The sequence below is a fragment of the Phormidium sp. CCY1219 genome (genome assembly GCF_035615515.1).
GTDB lineage: Bacteria > Cyanobacteriota > Cyanobacteriia > Cyanobacteriales > Laspinemataceae > CCY1219.
Map to the genome: position 1 here is coordinate 1 of NZ_JAJENT010000441.1, position 17,782 is coordinate 17,782.

The following is a 17,782-nucleotide window of genomic DNA, read 5'->3' on the forward strand; positions in this document are numbered from 1 at the left end:
GTCCCCGGATGAGGTGAAAGTCTCAAGTCCGGTTTTGAAGACGAGTAGTTCTGGTGACGGAATTGCTTAGTTTAACAAATCTGTAGGATTTCTAAATTTATTATTAAAGGAGGCTAGTAAAAATTACCTCCATCTCGAGCGCAGTTTTATCCATCTCGTTTCATAGACAGGTAGTGAATTCTATCTTTCAGAGATAAAAAACTCGGCCTGCACCGAAACTAGATTTTATAGATTCAACCCCGGCAATTAGTAAAGTTATGACTGACACCAGCATAGGGCCTCAAAAGCAACTTCTGTTAATTGATGACGACCCGAATCTAATCTTGCTTGTCAAGGATTATTTAGAATTTCGAGGGTATGGCGTCACCACTGCAGAAAATGGTCGAGAAGCGCTAGGGATTCTGGAAAGCGAAATTCCAGACATGATTATTTGCGACGTAATGATGCCGGAAATGGACGGCTATGCTTTCGTGGAACAGGTTCGTCAAGACCCCCGCACGAATTGGATTCCCGTTTTATTTCTCTCGGCAAAAGGACAAAGCCAAGATCGGGTAAAAGGATTAAATACCGGGGCTGACGTGTATATGGTCAAGCCATTTGAACCGGAAGAATTGGTGTCCCAGGTGGAAGCATCTTTGAAACAGGCGGGAAGATTGCTAAAGCATAAAATCCAAGGGGGACAAAATGGGCCAAAAATCCAAGTACCGTTTGATGTGGAACTGACGCCCACCGAGCTGAAAGTGGTTCAGTTCGTCGCTCGGGGAATGGCAAACCGAGAAATTGCGGAAGCGATGAAAGTCTCCCAGCGGACGATTGAAAGCCATGTGTCTAATATGCTGGCGAAAACGGGTTTGCACAACCGTACCGAGTTAGCGCGCTGGGCGATCGAAACCAAGATGGCCTAAATCGGGGATTCAGGAGTGCGGGTTTTACCCGGGGGAGGGAAGACAAGGCTTCAGATGGAGTAGCTGTAGCCACCAGACTGGTGCTGGTGGGTGGCTTCATGCTGGAGCTGAGGGTCTTTTTTTTTGGGAAATTGCGGTTGGCGATCGCCTGAAATTAGGGTTCAGGGCAAAAGCGAGGGATCCGAGGAAAGGGCGAGTTCTCTGCCTTTGTATTCCCTTAGAAACCGCGATCGCCGGTGGGAAATCTCCCCGCCCATTACCCAGGCGTGGGTACCCATTGGCGATCGCCATCCTGTTTGCATCCGTGAATCCACAATTCTCATTTAGGGGTAAAGTTGATATGGGAGGATTCTGGGTCAGACCGAATCCCTCAAATTGTTAATTCGAGACGCTCTGCGTTCGCGCCGCCACTGGAGGTGATTGGGTCTACTGATTTGAGTCTGTATATTTTTATCGCCCAACAAAATTATTCCAATGGCGCTTTTATAACCTGTAGTTAATTGTAAAGATGTTATTTTCTAAAATGACTGTCAATCAAAGCAACCCGGATATTGGAAGCAACCGAGGATGCCAGGGAAAATCGCAGGAGGGAGGCGATCGCCTCTTGGCGGGAACCTTAACCCAGGAAGGCTGACCCTCCGGTTAACAAAGGGGGCGATACCCCGTCTGGCTGCCAAACCCATGCCTTCTCGCCTCTTTTTCAGACCTTGCAGCCAAAACTTGCCAGAGCGGTTTAGGAACATAAACCGCCGGTCAGATTGTTTTTTTCAGTTTAATTATTTTCTACTAATATTAGGTCTAAGTTTCTATGGGTTGCTCAATGAACCGCCTGTCTATATTTGTAGACGGGAACAATATGTTCTATGCTCAACAAAAAAATGGTTGGTTTTTCGATCCCAGAAGAGTTTTGGAATATTTCGTGGATAAAGAGCAAAGGGGAATCATGCTCATCAATGCTTTTTGGTACACCGGCTTAAAAGATCCGCAAGACCAAAGAGGATTTAGAGATGCACTGATTAGCCTAGGTTATACCGTTCGCACCAAAATTCTCAAAGAATATTATGATGACACCTCCGGTCGGTACTCGCAAAAAGCCAACTTAGACATTGAAATTGTAGTCGATATGTTTAATACAGTAGATCAGTACGACCGGGTAGTGTTGTTTAGTGGAGATGGAGATTTTGAGCGAGCGATCGAACTTCTGCGTTCTAAAAATACACATATCACCGTAGTTTCCACCGAAGGAATGATTGCTAGAGAATTGCGAAACGCCACCGACCGATATATAGACTTAAATGATATTCGCAATCATATAGAAAAAATCGATTATTAGAAATGGAGAGACTTGCAAGTAGTGCTGAGAGTTCAGTAGTCAGAACACAGCCATCAGTGGCAAAATAAAAAACAGTCCCAGAGACTCGAGCAAAAAACCGAATTGAATTGAGGTAAAATCCATGACCGAGCTTCGCGATCGCATTATCATATTTGATACCACCTTGCGCGACGGAGAACAGTCTCCTGGAGCGTCTTTGAACGTAGACGAAAAGCTGACCATTGCGCGTCAGTTAGCCCGACTCAACGTAGATGTCATCGAAGCGGGGTTCCCCTACGCCAGTCCCGGCGATTTTGAAGCCGTGCAAAAAATTGCCCAAACCGTGGGCGAAGAATCAGGCCCGATAATTTGCGGACTTGCAAGGGCCAACCGCAAAGATATCGAAGCAGCGGCGAAGGCGCTCAAACCCGCCGCCAAAGGGCGAATTCACACCTTTATAGCCACCTCAGACATTCACTTAAAACACAAACTGAAGAAAACCAGACAAGAGGTGCTCGCCATTGCTGAAGAAATGGTGGCCTATGCCAAATCCTTCGTAGAGGATGTAGAATTTTCCCCAGAAGACGCCGGACGGTCCGACCCAGAATTTCTCTATCAGGTACTCGAAAGAGCGATCGCCGCTGGGGCGAGTACCATTAACATCCCCGATACGGTAGGATACACCACTCCGAGCGAATTCGGAGCCTTGATCCGAGGCATCAAAGAAAACGTCCCCAATATCGATAAAGCGATTATCTCCGTTCACGGACATAACGACCTGGGGTTAGCAGTAGCCAACTTCCTCGAAGCGGTGAAGAATGGGGCGCGACAGCTAGAATGCACCATCAACGGGATTGGGGAACGCGCCGGCAATGCCGCCTTGGAAGAACTGGTGATGGCCCTGCACGTGCGGCGTCAGTATTTTAACTCATTTTTCGGACGTCCCGCCGAGTCAGAAGAACCCCTGACCCAGATTGACACCCGGCAAATTTACAAAACCTCCCGTTTGGTGTCCAACCTCACCGGGATGTTCGTGCAACCGAATAAAGCGATCGTGGGGACGAATGCATTTGCCCATGAATCGGGCATTCACCAAGATGGGGTTCTCAAGCACAAGCAGACCTATGAAATTATGGATGCCCAGTCGATTGGGTTGACCGACAATCAAATTATATTGGGCAAATTGTCCGGGCGTCATGCGTTTGCCAATCGCCTGAAAGAATTAGGGTTTGAACTGTCAGAAACCGAGTTAAATAATGCGTTTTTGACCTTTAAGGCGGTAGCGGATAAGAAGAAAGAGGTCACGGATTGGGATCTCGAATCGATCGTCAATGCCGAGATTCAGCAACCGCCGGAAATTTTCCGCTTAGAGTTGGTGCAGGTGTCTTGCGGCGATCGCGCCCGTCCCACCGCCACCGTCACCCTGCGGACGCCCACCGGCGAAGAACTCACCGATGCTGCGATCGGCACCGGTCCGGTGGATGCGGTGTATAAAGCGATTAACCGCGTCGTCAACGTGCCGAATCAGTTAATCGAGTTTTCGGTACAGTCTGTCACCGCCGGGATTGACGCCATTGGGGAAGTGACGATTCGCTTGCGCTACGGCGATCGCATTTTCTCCGGTCATGCAGCCAATACCGATATTATTGTCGCATCGGCTCATGCCTATATCAATGCCCTGAACCGCTTGTACGGCGCATTGCACAAGCAGAAGTCACAGAGTGAGACTCCCGCCACTCCCGTGGCGCAGTCCTAACTCATTGTGCCTGCCAATCGAGGGGGAGGGATAAAACCCTCCCTGACCAGGGGCGAAAGGGGCGCGATCGCGTCCCTTTTGTTTGTGAAAGGGCGATCGCTATTGCCAAGAACCGGATTCGCAGTTTAACAAGCGATCGAGGGTGGCGATCGCCCCTGCATCCCCGGCGGCGCGAAGTTTGGCTTCCATCCCAATATTGACCAATTCCATTTGCAGACGCATCAGATATGCCGCCTGCACCCGATCGCTAACTTCAGACTCCGGGAGGGTAGAGAGATTTTCAACCAGAGACGCTTGGCGATCGAAATTAAATTGCGATACAATAGAATTTACCACATATTCCTGTTCCGGACGGGCAGTGGATAAAAGGGTAGCGATCGCCCCCCCGAAAATGCGATCGCGATCTGCCTCAGTGGCGCGATTTTGCAACCACGCCTCCGAAGTAGAAATGGGCCAATCCATCGTTTGCTCGTCCACCTTAGCAAACCCATGCGCTTCCGCATAAGACACTCGCCCATCGCCATTATAATCGGCAGAAGGGACAGACTGACCCGTCCGCGTGACGCCGCTGAGTCCGGCAAAGAAACTGGAACTATAATCGCGATAATCCGCTTCGTCAATGAGGGGGGTACATCCCACCGAGGGACGAGACGCCACCGTAGCGAAAAAACCACAGCGCGTCTGCGGGGAAAGCGGTCGAGCGCGATCGCCCCCTTGGTAGATAAAATCCGCAAACGACCCCGAGTAACACTGTGCCATCATCAATACCACCGGGGTTTCTCGAGGCAGGCGATCGAGTTGGCGAGATAAGTCCGCCACCGTAAAGGATTCATGTCCCCAGAGAATTAACGACTGCGGCAATCCATGCCCGGTAAAGTAGAAGAATAACGGACGACGAGAGGCTGTCGAGGCCATTTCCCCAAACCAGCGATCGAGATTTTCCCCGGTTGCGCCGCCACGCAGATGGGGAATTTCCGGAGATTTAAAATGCTGTTGTCCGAGGCGATCGATATAGCGAATTGTAGCGCCTCCGTCATTGCCATTGGCGAAAAACACGATCGCCTCGGCGGGGTTATATCCGAAGGTTCGTAACGTGCGCTGAAAGTACAACAGGTTTTTTTCCAGGGCAATTTCGTTCGACTCGCGAGACCCCCCACCCCCCACCACCAGAAAATTAGGCGTGGGTCTGTTCTGACAAGTGGTAGAATCAGAGAGAAAGGACATTTGTGTACCCTGAGAAGGCACAACCCCTAGTTGCGACCCGCCCAAGCACAGGCAAAGCAAACCAGTGGCCAAGCGGTGAAGGAACGAATAGTTTTGCATAGACACAGATCTGACGGCGTGACCGTTTTATTTTATCCGAGACCCAGGCAAGTCGGTATCTGCTACGAGACAGAGGATTGTCCGCCGCGATAGATTTTGGGGCGGCGATATAGGGTCTCATGGGAACAATTCATCCAGGGCAATGGTAAATCCCGCCAGTACCAGTGGAGTGTTGACCACATTGCCGGATTGAAAAGCGATCGACGGCTATATTATATCCGGTGGAAAGCGATTGAGAGTTGCCGAGGAGAGGAGGAAAGGGGAAAAATCTCGTGCCTGCCCACCCTACAAACTCCAATAGCGAGGTAGAGCAGAGCGCCCCGTCTCAATGCCGCGCATCATATAGACTGGCGAGAAATTCACTCAGAGGGGTTTTGGCGAGAGAAAACTGAATGAGCAACAATTGCGACTTGAGTGCGATCGCGCAAGTTAAGCCGATGCAAAATATTGGTAACGTGATTTTTCACCATGCCCTCACAAATATAAAGCGAATTGGCGATTTTGCGATCGCTCGCACCTTGGGAAAGCCACTGCAAAACTTCCAATTCTCGGCGAGTGAGGTCAGACCATCCCGGGGGTAAAATGGATTCGCGCTGCGGTGGCGTTGCGACTTTTGCCATGACTTTTTTCACCAAACCCGGTCCGACTTGGGTATAGCCTTTGTCCACCGTGCGAATTGCACCCGTCAACTCTTCCGAGGGCATATCCTTCAGCAAATAGCCCATTACCCCAACCTGCAGCGCCTGTGCCACATATTCATCTTCATCAAAGCTCGTCAGCATCAACACCTTCACCTCGGGAAACTGCTCGCAGATCCACTCCATTGCGGTAACGCCATCCATCACCGGCATGTGAATATCCATCAGCACCACATTGGGTTGAAGAGATTCCACCAACGCCAGTGCCCGTTTGCCGTTTTCCGCAACGCCTTCCACCTGCAAATCCGGCTTTCGAGCAAAGCCACCAATCCTCGACGAATTCAATTTCGATCGTCCTGACAAGCGCTCAAACCAGCCGCCGAATCGATCGCCAACCTAATCTATTGTGGGCGAAAGACCTGCATAGGCGAAGACGGAAAACGAACCACAAGCCGATATTACGATGAAATACCCGATTGCGGGAGGTGAGCCACACACCCCGCCCCCTCCCTGGTGGAGTTAGATGGCACCCTGCATCTGCATTATTTGAAACGGCGATCGCAGATCGCGCCTCCCAGGTATTGATGCGATCGCCGTTTCCCAAGAGGACTGAAAGATTGCATCCATAAGCTAAACTGACCGATAACAAACGTCATGGATAAAATGGTGACTTTAGTCATGGATCGAGTCGTGACTTCCTCCTCATGCGGTTTCCCTAGTTTAATTTTTACAATAAACTACACAAACACCGATAAATGGGGAGGTTACGATGGAACGCAGACAATTTTGCATTTAGCTAAGTCGGCGAGAAGCCCAGACTTGTCGAGACTAGAGCGCAAATTAACTCCCTGCCACTTCACGGGTTCTGGATGTTAATCTAGCTCTTCTCGTCAATGTAGGCTCATCGGCGAGAACCGCGAGATTCCATCCGGATCGGGGAATAGGCGCTTTCACAGGGATAAAATGAAGTCGGCGGTGCATCGAAAGAATAATAGCAGTGCAATCGGATCCCTTGCAAGGGGCAAATCTAGACGCAAGTCCAGTTGAGATGCACGATCTGTGAGGGGATCGCTGCTATGCGGCGATCGCGGATCGTTTCCCATCCCCAACGGGGAAAGCTTCTCCTTAGAAGGGTCAGATGCCTGTCCAGTGTATGTTTTAAGCTTGCATGTCAAGAGGGAATTATGAGTAAAGTTTTGATTGTGGACGATAGTGCTACCGCACGGGAAATGCTTGGCTCAATTCTGAGAAAGCTCGGAATGAAGGTAATCGAAGCCCGTGATGGGGTAGAAGCCAAACAGCTTCTTCAGAGCGATCGCCCCGATTTAGTGGTTTTGGATATTATTATGCCCCGGATGAACGGCTACGACTTGTGCCGATGGCTGAAAAAAATGCCCGATGGAGAGAAGATTCCGATCCTGATGTGTTCGAGTAAAGGGGAGGAATTTGACCGCTACTGGGGGATCAAACAAGGGGCAGATGCATATATCACCAAACCCTTTCATCCCTCGGAACTGGTTCACACGGTGAAAAGCTTGCTGCGAAATCTCGCGTGATCCCCAGTGGAACCGTCAGTTTGGAGAGGCGCACAGAGATTTCCCCGTGGCGAAGCGATCGCGCAAGCATCTGGAATGAACCCTCAGGGCGATCGCTGGCCCGGAGGTTTCCGGAACGCCGAACCCTCGGGAGAATCCGTTATCGCGATCGCGCAGGGGTTCCGGAACCCACAGGCGATCGGATCCGGTTCTCGCGCGGGGCTAAAGTTCCCCCCGCCTACCTCCCCAGGCTCTCCCATCTCCGATAAAAAATTCACGGGATCGCGTTTAGCCGCGAGAAATCTGCCGGGAAACTCTCGATCAAAATTTTCCCACATCACCCGTGGCTTCGGCTTCTTTGACTTCCATCAAAATCACCGAATAGGAAATAAATTCATCAATCCCGGTTAAGGTAACGCCAGCTAAAAATAATAACATTCCCAAAATAAACACAATCAGCGGAAAGTCGCCGGTTAATGGAGTGGGCATTAAATAATCCAGTCCAATCGACAGAGAGGTAAACACAAATAAAACGGCGGCGATCGCATTGCAAAACACCGAATTTCGCACGAACTTCGCCCGTCGCAGGAGGAACTTAAGCTGATTTCTGATGTTCCCCAATCTAACATCTTCATCCGCTTCTAGGTGCCCGCGATGGGTTAGTTCTTTGCCGATTTTTCGCTTTTCATCCGTGAGCAAGCGAATTCGCGTTAACAGGGCAGAATGCCGCGCATTCAATCCCAGAAAAAACAACGAACTGGATGAAATCATCACCGCAGGTGCTAGGATAGCTTGAATGGATTGAGTTGCAGTTATGCTCATGGTTGCTGCATCGCACTGTCTAAAAGTCTGCACCAAATGTTATTCGAGAATTAGGTTCCGCCAGCAGCCAGGTTCTCCCCTTTTTCCTCGAACTTAGGCGATGAATTGAGGAAATTGTCCGGGCCATAGTGGCGGTTCCACCAGGGATTTACTTTTGAGTTAAATGTAAAATCAAATCCGCCAATTCGTCACTCGGGCCGAGAGGTTCGGCAAGCTGAAATTCGAGGGGCGGTTGTTGTTGGGAAAGCTGGCGAACCGACTCGCCGATCGCATCGGTGATGCCCCCGGTAAATAGAAAGTAAGGGACAATGCCAATTTGGCGATCGCCCGCCGCCCGTAATTGTTCCACCCGTTCCTCCAAACTCGGCGACCTGGACCAATATGCCGTCACCGCATCCAGGCGCTGCGCCATCTCCTCCACTGTGGTGTTTGCGCCTTCTCGACGCGACCCGTGGGATACTAAAATCCAGGGGCGATCGCGCGGATCTTTCGCCTGGAGTCCCTGGATCTGCGACGCCACTAACCGGGTTAAACCCAAGGTTTCCCTGCCTAAATGCGGGCGCACGTCGAGGATCCGGCTTTCTCCTAAAAGTTGCCGCGCGGTTTGCACTTCCTCGGGGATATCTTCCATCACGTGAACTCCCGGTAGCAGAAACAACGGCAAGATGCAAATCCGCTCACACCCCAGGGATGCGGCGCGATCGCTAAACTCTAGGATCTGCTGATGCAATGGCAGGGGATGCAGTTCTAATTGCGCCGTACCCACTAAAGGCGATGCAGAGTCTTCGCCCTTCCCTTCCCTGTCCCCGAGGGATCCGCCGGGAATCCGGTTCCAGTGGGAATGGCGTTGAGCGCTAAGCGCCGTAGGTTGACGCGCCACCGCCAGTCGATCCGCGAGTAAGCGAGCGAGTTTTTTCACCGCCACTTCCGGACGAGGATCGCGACTGCCGTGGGATACCAGTAAATAAGCGGTTGATAAGTGCAAGGTCATTAGGGTTGAATTTTACGCGATCGCCAATCCATCCAGATGGTAGCAATCGTAGTTATAGTTTACAGATTTTCCGCAGTTCCACGCGATTCAGCTTGAAAAAAAAGCGCCAGCGCCGTGCATCGGCTCGAAAAATTGACAATGGAGAATTGAGAATTGAGAAACCCATCGCATCTGACTTATTGTATCAAATTTGCCGAAATCGTTGTAAAGTTTTGCTGAACTTTGTATAAAACGCGCGCGCCGAGCTTGTTGGAGAAAGCAACAGATGCAGCCCGCCCTGGCAATGTATAATCGATCCTCCTGATATGCGGTGGTTCTGAATCGAGATTTTGGAACGTTGGGAGAAAATCTGTCGGAAGGGAGAAATTAAAGCCAGGGAAATTCTGCTGAGCGGTAGAGTAGCGATCGGGCGCATCCAGCAGTTGGGGGAGGGGTCTTCATAGGGTTTGCGAGAGAAGGCGTAGAGAGGGACAAGAAGGGAGTAAAATAAAAAGAGGGAATGTATGTGACTACATTCCCGATTCACGAAAAATTTAAACTTATATCATGATAACACGCCTAGAACGATTAATAGCGGCTAATCCCGATTGGGAAAGCGACTTTGACAAACTAGAAACAGCGTCCAGTCTAGTTGCTCTTGTTTGACTGGCATGGCGCGTCGGGTTAGAATTTGCAAGGCTTTTGGTAGAAGCGGAGTTGGGGCGTCGGGCTAAATTACCCACCGAATGGCCTGATTGTCCACATTGTGGGACTCGTTTAAATAGTAAGGGTTTTCAGGAACGCTCACTGCTAACCCTTGTAGGAATTGTCAAGTGGTCAAGAAGAGTCGGGCGTTGCCCGAAAAAATGTTCTGGGAGCCAGAGAGTACCTCTTGATGAAGAATTATCAATCAAACCCGACCAAAAAACATCGGATGAAGTCATTAGGCTAGGATGTTTATTGGCTATTTTTGTGCCGTTTAAAATCACCACTGAATTACTAGAAAACTTAACTCAAATCAAAGTTTGCAGTCAAACAATTGGAAACTGGGTAGCCGAAAAAGGAAGGCTGGCAGAAGACAAAATATCCAAGGATATAGAGGCATTTGAGCAAGGAAAAAACCCCTCACCCGCTCCCTTGTCATCAAAAGTGGAAAAAATGCCGTTAGTTATAGCTGCTGATGGAGTTATGGTGCCTTTTCGCCCCCATACAAAAAAACCATCTGGAGCCACACAATGGCGAGAAGTGAAAGTGGGCGTAATCGCCCGATTAGGAGCATATTTTACTCGCTCAGGTAAAACAGCAACCCGATTACATCAACGGCGTCTAGTCGCGGTACTCGGAAATATTAATGACCTTTGCCCCAGAGTCATGGTAGAAGCGATTAGGTCGGGACTCCAGAGTGCCTCTAAGGTCGTCTAACTTTCGGATGGAGGAGTAGGGTTCTGGAATTTATACGAGCGGTTTTTGGCTCCATTAGATGTAGTGGGAGTCTTAGATTTCTATCATGCGGCTGGACATTTGTGGAAAGCGGCTGCGGCCTATAAAGATGGCCGCACTCGGGCTGCAAAGGAATGCTTTAAATCTTGGCGGCATCAACTCAGACATGGGAAGTCATCTCAAGTCATTTCCGAGCTAAATACTCTCGCTAATTCTCACTCTTTAAAAGCGGGTCAACGGGATATTATTCGACGAGTACATGATTATTTTAAGGGTCACGAAAAGCACATTACTTATCACTCCTTTGAGGCTGACGGAATACCCCGAGGCTCGGGCATGGTCGAGAGTGCGTGTAAATGGTTGATACAACAGCGATTTAAGGGTGTAGGTATGCGGTGGAGTGCGGAGGGATTTAATCACCTGTTACATTTACGCCTTGCATGGGTCAATCGTCGCTTTGACGACTTGTTTTCGGACGCGAATTTGTTCTCACCTTCTGGTTCCTCCCCCAACTGTTAGATGCGCCCGATGATTTCTTCTAAGTAATGTTCTCGTTCCTCGTGATACTCAAACCGAGTCGTATTCTCCTCTCTATCCGTAACCCCAACTAAATCCCCATTCTCATCATACTCATACTCAATTCTTTCTCCCTTCGGGTCGATCGCTGTCACAATCCGACCCGACGCATTCCTCTCAAACGTCACCGACTTCCCAGTAGAACTGAAAATCCCTTCATCCGAATAAGTCAGCGTATTCCCATGAGTATCCGTCACCGTCAATAAATCGCCAGTCGTCCCATCAATCTCATACTCAATCCCCTCCTTCGTCGTTAGCGTATAACTCCCGCCAAAGAACGAATTCGCTGGATTGTAAGGCGACCCACTCGGATGATAGTATTGACCCGTCTCCTGATTGTAAAGCAACTGAGTTTTCTTCACACTCAACGTCACCTGTTCCCCATCATCCGTCTCAAACGCCGGGTTGTAAAAAATCATACTTTGTGGTAAAGGCGCTCCCATCCGCAACGCCTTGACAATCTCCGGATCTATCACCGGTTTGAACGTAAACCCAGTCCGCTTCCCACCGGGTAACGTCACATAAACCCGCGTACCTTCCTCAAATCCAACTGAAGGAATCCCCATCTGTTCGTACAGTTTATCCCGTCCCACAGATGTCCGCAAATCCGTATCCCGGAACTCCAAGCGCCATCCATATCCAAAATCATCGGATTGGGAAGCGTTGAGCGTATCGTAAGTCCGCGTCAAATTAATCGGAATCCCCGCAACTGGAACCTCCAAATCCGTAAACGATAAGCGGAAATTGCCCAATTTTAACTCCCCAGTAACATCGACCATTTGCTCGGTGGAAGCGCTATTCCCACTCTCATCCGTCGCCGTCAATCGCAGAATGTAAGTATCATTTTGCAGCAGGGTCGGGTCAAAGTCTCCCAATTTAGCGTTGGTTATCTGAGAATCTCCCGATGCAATTTCAACAAATTCTCCACCGGATGCAGGTGCAATAGATAGGACGTAATTCGTCAAGTTGTCATCCGTTACCGTGCCAATAATATCGGTAAAATCGGTGAGCGGTTCCTCTCCAAGGGTGGGAGACAGTTCTACAATGGGAGGATTTAGGTCATTGGGGTCGTAAACCCGAATGTCAATGCTACTTTCACCTAAATTTCCCGCCGCATCTACCGCAACTGCTTTAGCGGTTAGCGTTCCCAATTCTGAAGGAGTGTAACTTGCTGTTCCATTGGCAGTTAAAGTAACGGGAACTTCATCTAAGAACAATTGGACGCCTTCCACACCAACATTATCGGTAGCGTTGGTAAAGAACGTGATGGGAGTGCCTAACGGGACTTCAAAATCGCCATCTACGATAAATACACCCGAAGGCAATACTTGTACCACTGGAGATATGGTATCGGAGGAAACTTCGAGTATGAGATTTCCGCATAGAGTAGGGGAATAAAGGGAGTCTAATGAAAGATCTGTTGACTCATATTTTTTGATACAAATGGTGTTAAAATTAAGGCATGAACTTGGATTGACGGAGGTTAACTATGGATGGGGAAGATCTGCTCAGACGCTACGATGCGGGAGAGAGAGATTTTCGAGCAATTATTTTGCAGCATACTGACTTAAGCAATGTCAAGCTAGATTCGGTCAATCTAAGCGGTGCTTGCTTTTACCATGTCAACCTTCAGAGTGCTAACTTAAAAAATGTTAACTTAAGCAGTACCGAATTGTCGGACTGTAATTTATCGGTTGTACAATTCTGGTTATGTAATCTGAAAGATGCTACGATCGAGCAGTGTGATTTGGAGAGTGCCAGATTTTTTGACTGCGATCTCAGAGGTATAAGAATTAGTCTTTCAAATGTAAGCCGTGCTGCTTTTATTAGAGTAAATTTTCAAGATGCTAAGTTGGGTGGTTCTGGCGAAGATCCTTGTGAATTCTGGGATGTTATTCGATCGGACGGAGTTTTTATATCCGGTTTTACTTACCATATAACTTGACCATACGCAACCTGAATAGTAAAGACATTAAGTTAAAATAAATATGCTGGATAAATCGTTAAAAATTCATAACAAAAACCCCTTATAGAAGTCAAGTCAAAAAATTACAAAATAAGAATTGCTGAACCAATATGCCCCCAAAATATAAAATGTAAAAATAGCGGTTCTCGTCTTCGTGAGGCCGCTATTTTTTTTAGAAAAACTTAGCTATTCAAAGTCTGCTGAATAGTTTCTGGTAGATTTGACAGGAAATCAAAATTAAAGTCATAATCGCGAACTCGGTTACGCTCATTCAGAATGTGGGTCAGTTCTGGAATAGTGACTCGCCAGGTATCTGGGTTTCTCCAATCCGTTGGATTAGTGATGTTCCCGCGATTGTTGTTCAAAAACTGGGAAAATACATTCAGTGGATTGGCAATCCCTTCTGAGGATACATTATTCCAATCTGGTTCCGCTCTATTGGGGGTTATATATGCGAAACCTTCTATGTTTGACGAAGTAATATCGGCTCCTGGCTGTTCTAAGGCGATGATACTTTTCCACGTCCATTTAGGAATGTGAATTTCTTGGCTGACTAAATTGTCAGGGTTTGTATTTCCCCTATTTACATTCAGGTTAAGTAATTCGGGTACATTTGTTCTTGGTTGAGAATTATCATTATTGCCAAAAGCTCCAGCAAAAATATAAAGCTCTTCCCCCTGAGCAGCCCGTGGAAACACCACTTTATCTTCTATATTGAACCAAGCAGAAGCATCTCTGGGATTGTCACTTCCCGACACAAAAAATCGATTATTATCCATTGATTGGGCAATCAAATTAGTTGTGAGGTAGGTTGATAACTGGTCTTTGGGGTGTCTTCGTTTATCGCGATCGGGAGCCAAATGTCCTCGATCCATTCCCAATCCTGTAAAAATATTTGCATCATAGCTGGACAGGCCACTCGCTAATAAATCAGGGTCGGCTATAAATTCAGGTCTTCTTAGTAATCCTGTTGGGAATTCTCCCGGTTCGGGTTGTGGTTGTGTCACCCATGTTTTGTCTACTTTCCACCCTACCCAATTTGCAAGTTTAGTATCGGCATTGTAAGACAGAGCGTATTGTGGCTTTTCTAGTAACAAATTGTTGACAGAAGTGCTACTTTCCAGATTCCATCTAGCCTCTGTAGGATTGGCAATTGCGAGGAAATCACTCTTAAAGAAAACGTTATCTATGTAAACGAAATCCCCACCCTGTAAAGAAAAACTTATTTTTGCAGGTTTCCCTCGAAACTCGGCTATTTCTGAATCAGAAAGATGTAACTTGAGTTGAAAAGTTTCAAAACCTTTGCGGCCAAATCCTATTTGATTTTCAATTTCTGAGTAAATTTCTTTAACGATCGGAATTTCTCGGCTATTAGTTTCGTCAATTAAAAAGTCTGCATCTCGATCGAGAGCGATGGTAACATTTTTGCTTTGACCCTCTATTGTTTCAAGTTTAACATTGAGTTCTCCACTCTCAACAGGAGCAAAAACATCAAATCGTAAATTTCCCCAATCCGGAACCATGAACCAATCATGAGTAGCTTGAGTTGGGTTGCCTCCTCCCAGTTGCAAAGCATAATTTGGAAGACCAGTAGAACCGGGAATACCTGCCACATCAATTAAAGCGCTTTGTTTCAAGGGGTTAGTAGGCGTATCAATGTACCAACTAGGAATATTTTGGCTGCTGTACTTATAAACAATTGCATCAAAATTTCCATTAAATAGAGTGGGAACGGCAAAATCCCCCCGCATTCCAGGTATAGGATTGTTTTCTTGTTCGACTGAAACTCGCTTAGTTTTTAAATATTCTCCCCAGCCGTCATTGGGATAGCTGAATTCTTGAATTTCGTCTTTGCTCAACTTACCTCCTTCATAATTATATGGACGTAATTGATTGCCCCCACCCAAAACTGAGTGGAACCAACCCGTACCAATCCCCTCCCAAGGAGCCATCTCTTCACCGTGGCTAAAGTTAGCATTAGTGTGGTCTGGGGTGTACCAGGGTCGTTCGGAGGAGGACAAATCCCCTAAGCGACGATAAATCGTTTGCCCATTTTCTGAAGGAATTTGACTCAGATTGAGGTCTGCCGTTCCCGCATACCACGCTGCTGCTGCTTGATGAGGACCACCTGTGTCTAGATTTTGGTCGAAGTTCGCCCAGGAACCCAAGTTCACATTCCAATCCGCTGTAGACAGTTCTTTGCCGTTGAGGGTATTATCCGTCCCTTTGTTCTGATAGTAGTTATCCGCATAAGTCACATTGTCCCACACTACCACTTCCGGATCGAGGACAGTGCTGAAAACGGGTTCTGGAAAAGTCGGGTCGTAATCATACGGATCGATTGTAGTCATTTGGAGGTCGCGATTAGAAGCGTTGGTTCCCCCAGCATGAGGAAAATACGTCCCCAACCGCTGAATAATTTCCGTATTCACCACTGCACCTTGACCCAATCCAATAAAATGTAATGGCGAGTTAAAAATATCTCCTTGGGTCCGGATAAGATTGCCATTAGCATCATAAAGACCAGACCCCTCTCCAACTTTACCACCATATTGTTGGTCGAGTTTCACTAAGGAAGCAAACAAAGAATCAGCCGCCGCTTCTGCAAAACCTGCGTTATAGAAACTGCTGGCATCGAGACCCTGCATCCAATCTGCTAACAATACCAGTGGTTGGCCTGGAATAGGTGTTGCGTTAGTCACCACCCAACTATTCCCGTTTAAGGTGACAGATTGCCATCCCCCAGTAGAGGGATTGTATTTCATCACCGAACCGCCTGCTTCTTGAATATTACTGGCAAGAGCATTAATTTGACTATTAATACTTTCTCCGGAATTGTCTGGTTCCACGCCGCGAGTCAATACAGTCACGCTGCTAAATCTGCCATCATTAAAAGATTCGGAAAGTGCTGTTTCAAATCTCCCTGTAACTGTCCTGCCAATTTCACCTTCCGTCGTCACTGCTTCTACAGCCCAATGATACTCCTGACCCGCCGTCAACATCCGGTCATCAGGCAGTGTAAACTGGTCTTTAGCACCCGCTTGAGAACCTCCATTCCAAGTCCACACCCCCTCTTTCCAAGTCGCCGTGAGGACGCGATTCGGATTATAATCATCCAAATTTCCCGGATACTGAATTTCGTTCCAGCGATCCCCCGGTAACAACCCCTCTCCCTTCGGAAACACGCTCACATAAAGCCTTACTTCCTTCACATCATCCGGGTCGATCGCCCCACAAACATCATCATCATCCTCATCCCCAAATTTCCACTCGAATGTAGGGGTCAAAGAATCAGCAACTCCACTGATTCCCGGACTAACCAATTGCAACGGTTTTGATGCCGATACTAAGGTCAAACCCATCGGCATTCCCCCAATCCCCAACGGAGCTTTTATCGTATCCTCCGGAACGCCAAAAGTAAAGTCAGATCGCCAATTGCCCCCAATAATCTCATAATCTGCCGCTACACTGATGTCCGGATTAATATCATCAATAGGCACAGAACCCAAATCATTTTCACTCGCCAACCGTTTCGCGTTCTCATTAAACCCAACACTGCCTATCCCTCGATTCAAACTATCCAGCCAAAAATTCCCTGGATTTTCTACAGTGGCAATCATTTCCTCCACATCAAAGACGAAAATGCCACCCCGATCGGTTGAATCAGACAATTCTAAACCCGGATAAGAAACATACAGGTATTTTTCATCACTAGAAAGCACCAAATCCGTCGTTTTGCCACCGGGAATCGGTCTCGTGGCTGCGACTAACTTCGGATTGGGACCAAACGGGTCTTTAATTATCCCAATATTACTTCCCGCTCGCGGCCCATCAATACTCTCTACCCCGGTTTGGGAGCTATTATTTTTAGCAGCCACAAATGCGTAAGAGCCATCCCGCAGAATGTCTACCGATGTAGCCCAGTTGATATCGAAGTAATCGAGAAAATTACCTAGTCGTAATGAGGCATAGCGGGGAGTACCCACAGTGAAGTCGAGCGGGTCATCATTGAGGATTTCCACCACTCCAAAACCCTCATTTTCTCGTCTAGAGTTAGTAAAAGCGATACCACCGTTGTTAGTAGCGAAAACACCATCTACCTGTGAGTAAGTAGAAATAAATCCAATTTTTTCGTGCCACAATCGAGGATTATTCTCTAGATTACTAGGCCGATCGCGCGGGTCGATATTAACAACGTGAATTTGCCCCTTAGTGTTAGAAAACGGCAAAGAATAATCGGGAGCCGCAACAAATAGCTTTCGGCCATCACTACTCATCGATATTTGGCGCAATCCCCATGATGCGGAGGGAAATGAAATAGTCTGAATTATTTGATGATAGGTCGCTGAATTGGGATTGATATCCAGTATGTAAAGCGCTCCAATTTTGCCATCAGCAATGTAGGCATAGTTATCCCCAGGGTCGAGGGCGATCGATTGAGGGGAAGCACCAGCGGGTAAGGCAATCGGATCTATTTCAGGAGTTTCTGAATTGGTATCGACCTGTTGCCAAGTCATCAAATCTACTAACCCCACGCGA

14 protein-coding genes and 1 pseudogene are annotated in these 17,782 nt (G+C 47.8%); 6 read left to right on the forward strand and 9 right to left on the reverse strand.

Annotated elements, in window-relative coordinates:
- Positions 1–257 precede the first annotated feature (257 nt).
- Entirely contained in the window at positions 258–905 is a 648-nt protein-coding gene (locus LKK83_RS10270) for a response regulator transcription factor (protein WP_324631001.1), read from the forward strand.
- A 161-nt stretch (positions 906–1,066) separates the two neighbouring features.
- Here LKK83_RS10270 and LKK83_RS10275 read toward each other — a convergent pair whose 3' ends face one another.
- Positions 1,067–1,207: a hypothetical protein gene (locus LKK83_RS10275; RefSeq protein ID WP_324631002.1), complete on the reverse strand. Its 141-nt coding sequence runs from the start codon at positions 1,205–1,207 to the stop codon at positions 1,067–1,069.
- Positions 1,208–1,713: 506 nt separating this feature from the next.
- On the opposite strand from LKK83_RS10275, the gene LKK83_RS10280 reads away from it, so the two are divergent.
- Together LKK83_RS10280 and LKK83_RS10285 are read left to right on the forward strand one after the other, a co-directional pair.
- Positions 1,714–2,238: a LabA-like NYN domain-containing protein gene (locus LKK83_RS10280; RefSeq protein ID WP_324631003.1), complete on the forward strand. Its 525-nt coding sequence runs from the start codon at positions 1,714–1,716 to the stop codon at positions 2,236–2,238.
- A gap of 121 nt (positions 2,239–2,359) precedes the next feature.
- Positions 2,360–3,973 carry a 2-isopropylmalate synthase gene (locus LKK83_RS10285; RefSeq protein WP_324631004.1) on the forward strand — a complete coding sequence of 538 codons (1,614 nt, stop codon included), beginning with the start codon at positions 2,360–2,362 and terminating at the stop codon, positions 3,971–3,973.
- Positions 3,974–4,072: 99 nt separating this feature from the next.
- Here the strand turns inward: LKK83_RS10285 and LKK83_RS10290 are convergent, their stop codons facing one another.
- The 3 genes from LKK83_RS10290 to LKK83_RS10300 all read right to left on the reverse strand — a co-directional run bounded on the left by LKK83_RS10290 (position 4,073) and on the right by LKK83_RS10300 (position 6,614).
- A complete protein-coding gene (locus LKK83_RS10290) occupies positions 4,073–5,197 on the reverse strand; it encodes a hypothetical protein (protein WP_324631005.1) in 1,125 nt (374 codons plus the stop codon).
- A gap of 458 nt (positions 5,198–5,655) precedes the next feature.
- A complete protein-coding gene (locus tag LKK83_RS10295; RefSeq protein ID WP_324631006.1) occupies positions 5,656–6,279 on the reverse strand; it encodes a response regulator transcription factor in 624 nt (207 codons plus the stop codon).
- A gap of 197 nt (positions 6,280–6,476) precedes the next feature.
- Positions 6,477–6,614, reverse strand: a complete 138-nt coding sequence (locus tag LKK83_RS10300; RefSeq protein WP_324631007.1) for a hypothetical protein — start codon at positions 6,612–6,614, stop codon at positions 6,477–6,479.
- A gap of 504 nt (positions 6,615–7,118) precedes the next feature.
- Here LKK83_RS10300 and LKK83_RS10305 point away from each other — a divergent pair.
- The gene (locus LKK83_RS10305; protein ID WP_324631008.1) at positions 7,119–7,490 is read left to right on the forward strand and encodes a response regulator transcription factor; all 372 of its coding nucleotides are present in this window, start codon (positions 7,119–7,121) and stop codon (positions 7,488–7,490) included.
- Positions 7,491–7,573: 83 nt separating this feature from the next.
- Here the strand turns inward: LKK83_RS10305 and LKK83_RS10310 are convergent, their stop codons facing one another.
- From LKK83_RS10310 to LKK83_RS10320, 3 genes are all read right to left on the reverse strand, one after another.
- On the reverse strand, positions 7,574–7,807 hold the full coding sequence (locus LKK83_RS10310) for a hypothetical protein (RefSeq protein ID WP_324631009.1): 234 nt from the start codon (positions 7,805–7,807) through the stop codon (positions 7,574–7,576).
- Positions 7,791–8,291 (reverse strand): DUF2721 domain-containing protein, encoded by a 501-nt coding sequence (locus tag LKK83_RS10315; protein WP_324631010.1) that lies wholly within the window; start codon positions 8,289–8,291, stop codon positions 7,791–7,793. The genes LKK83_RS10310 and LKK83_RS10315 overlap by 17 nt, the downstream gene beginning before the upstream one ends.
- Positions 8,292–8,439: 148 nt before the next feature.
- Positions 8,440–9,282, reverse strand: coding sequence for a sirohydrochlorin chelatase (locus LKK83_RS10320; RefSeq protein WP_324631011.1), 843 nt, complete (start codon positions 9,280–9,282; stop codon positions 8,440–8,442).
- A gap of 546 nt (positions 9,283–9,828) precedes the next feature.
- On the opposite strand from LKK83_RS10320, the pseudogene LKK83_RS10325 reads away from it, so the two are divergent.
- A pseudogene (locus tag LKK83_RS10325) lies at positions 9,829–11,220 on the forward strand (ISKra4 family transposase).
- Here LKK83_RS10325 and LKK83_RS10330 read toward each other — a convergent pair.
- The gene (locus LKK83_RS10330; protein WP_324631012.1) at positions 11,217–12,614 is read right to left on the reverse strand and encodes a DUF6531 domain-containing protein; all 1,398 of its coding nucleotides are present in this window, start codon (positions 12,612–12,614) and stop codon (positions 11,217–11,219) included. The pseudogene LKK83_RS10325 and the gene LKK83_RS10330 sit on opposite strands and share 4 nt — an antisense overlap.
- A 152-nt stretch (positions 12,615–12,766) precedes the next feature.
- On the opposite strand from LKK83_RS10330, the gene LKK83_RS10335 reads away from it, so the two are divergent.
- The gene (locus LKK83_RS10335; protein ID WP_324631013.1) at positions 12,767–13,222 is read left to right on the forward strand and encodes a pentapeptide repeat-containing protein; all 456 of its coding nucleotides are present in this window, start codon (positions 12,767–12,769) and stop codon (positions 13,220–13,222) included.
- 203 nt (positions 13,223–13,425) lie between these two features.
- Here the strand turns inward: LKK83_RS10335 and LKK83_RS10340 are convergent, their stop codons facing one another.
- A complete protein-coding gene (locus LKK83_RS10340; protein WP_324631014.1) occupies positions 13,426–17,760 on the reverse strand; it encodes a DNA/RNA non-specific endonuclease in 4,335 nt (1,444 codons plus the stop codon).
- Positions 17,761–17,782: the final 22 nt, after the last annotated feature.

What these genes read in the sequence shown, in the direction of transcription:
- LKK83_RS10270 (WP_324631001.1), top strand. Translation starts at nt 258, where the DNA reads ATGACTGACACCAGCATAGGGCCTCAAAAGCAACTTCTGTTAATTGAT.
- LKK83_RS10275 (WP_324631002.1), bottom strand. Translation starts at nt 1,207, where the DNA reads ATGCAAACAGGATGGCGATCGCCAATGGGTACCCACGCCTGGGTAATG.
- LKK83_RS10280 (WP_324631003.1), top strand. Translation starts at nt 1,714, where the DNA reads ATGGGTTGCTCAATGAACCGCCTGTCTATATTTGTAGACGGGAACAAT.
- LKK83_RS10285 (WP_324631004.1), top strand. Translation starts at nt 2,360, where the DNA reads ATGACCGAGCTTCGCGATCGCATTATCATATTTGATACCACCTTGCGC.
- LKK83_RS10290 (WP_324631005.1), bottom strand. Translation starts at nt 5,197, where the DNA reads ATGTCCTTTCTCTCTGATTCTACCACTTGTCAGAACAGACCCACGCCT.
- LKK83_RS10300 (WP_324631007.1), bottom strand. Translation starts at nt 6,614, where the DNA reads ATGACTAAAGTCACCATTTTATCCATGACGTTTGTTATCGGTCAGTTT.
- LKK83_RS10305 (WP_324631008.1), top strand. Translation starts at nt 7,119, where the DNA reads ATGAGTAAAGTTTTGATTGTGGACGATAGTGCTACCGCACGGGAAATG.
- LKK83_RS10310 (WP_324631009.1), bottom strand. Translation starts at nt 7,807, where the DNA reads ATGTGGGAAAATTTTGATCGAGAGTTTCCCGGCAGATTTCTCGCGGCT.
- LKK83_RS10315 (WP_324631010.1), bottom strand. Translation starts at nt 8,291, where the DNA reads ATGAGCATAACTGCAACTCAATCCATTCAAGCTATCCTAGCACCTGCG.
- LKK83_RS10320 (WP_324631011.1), bottom strand. Translation starts at nt 9,282, where the DNA reads ATGACCTTGCACTTATCAACCGCTTATTTACTGGTATCCCACGGCAGT.
- LKK83_RS10335 (WP_324631013.1), top strand. Translation starts at nt 12,767, where the DNA reads ATGGATGGGGAAGATCTGCTCAGACGCTACGATGCGGGAGAGAGAGAT.
- LKK83_RS10340 (WP_324631014.1), bottom strand. Translation starts at nt 17,760, where the DNA reads ATGACTTGGCAACAGGTCGATACCAATTCAGAAACTCCTGAAATAGAT.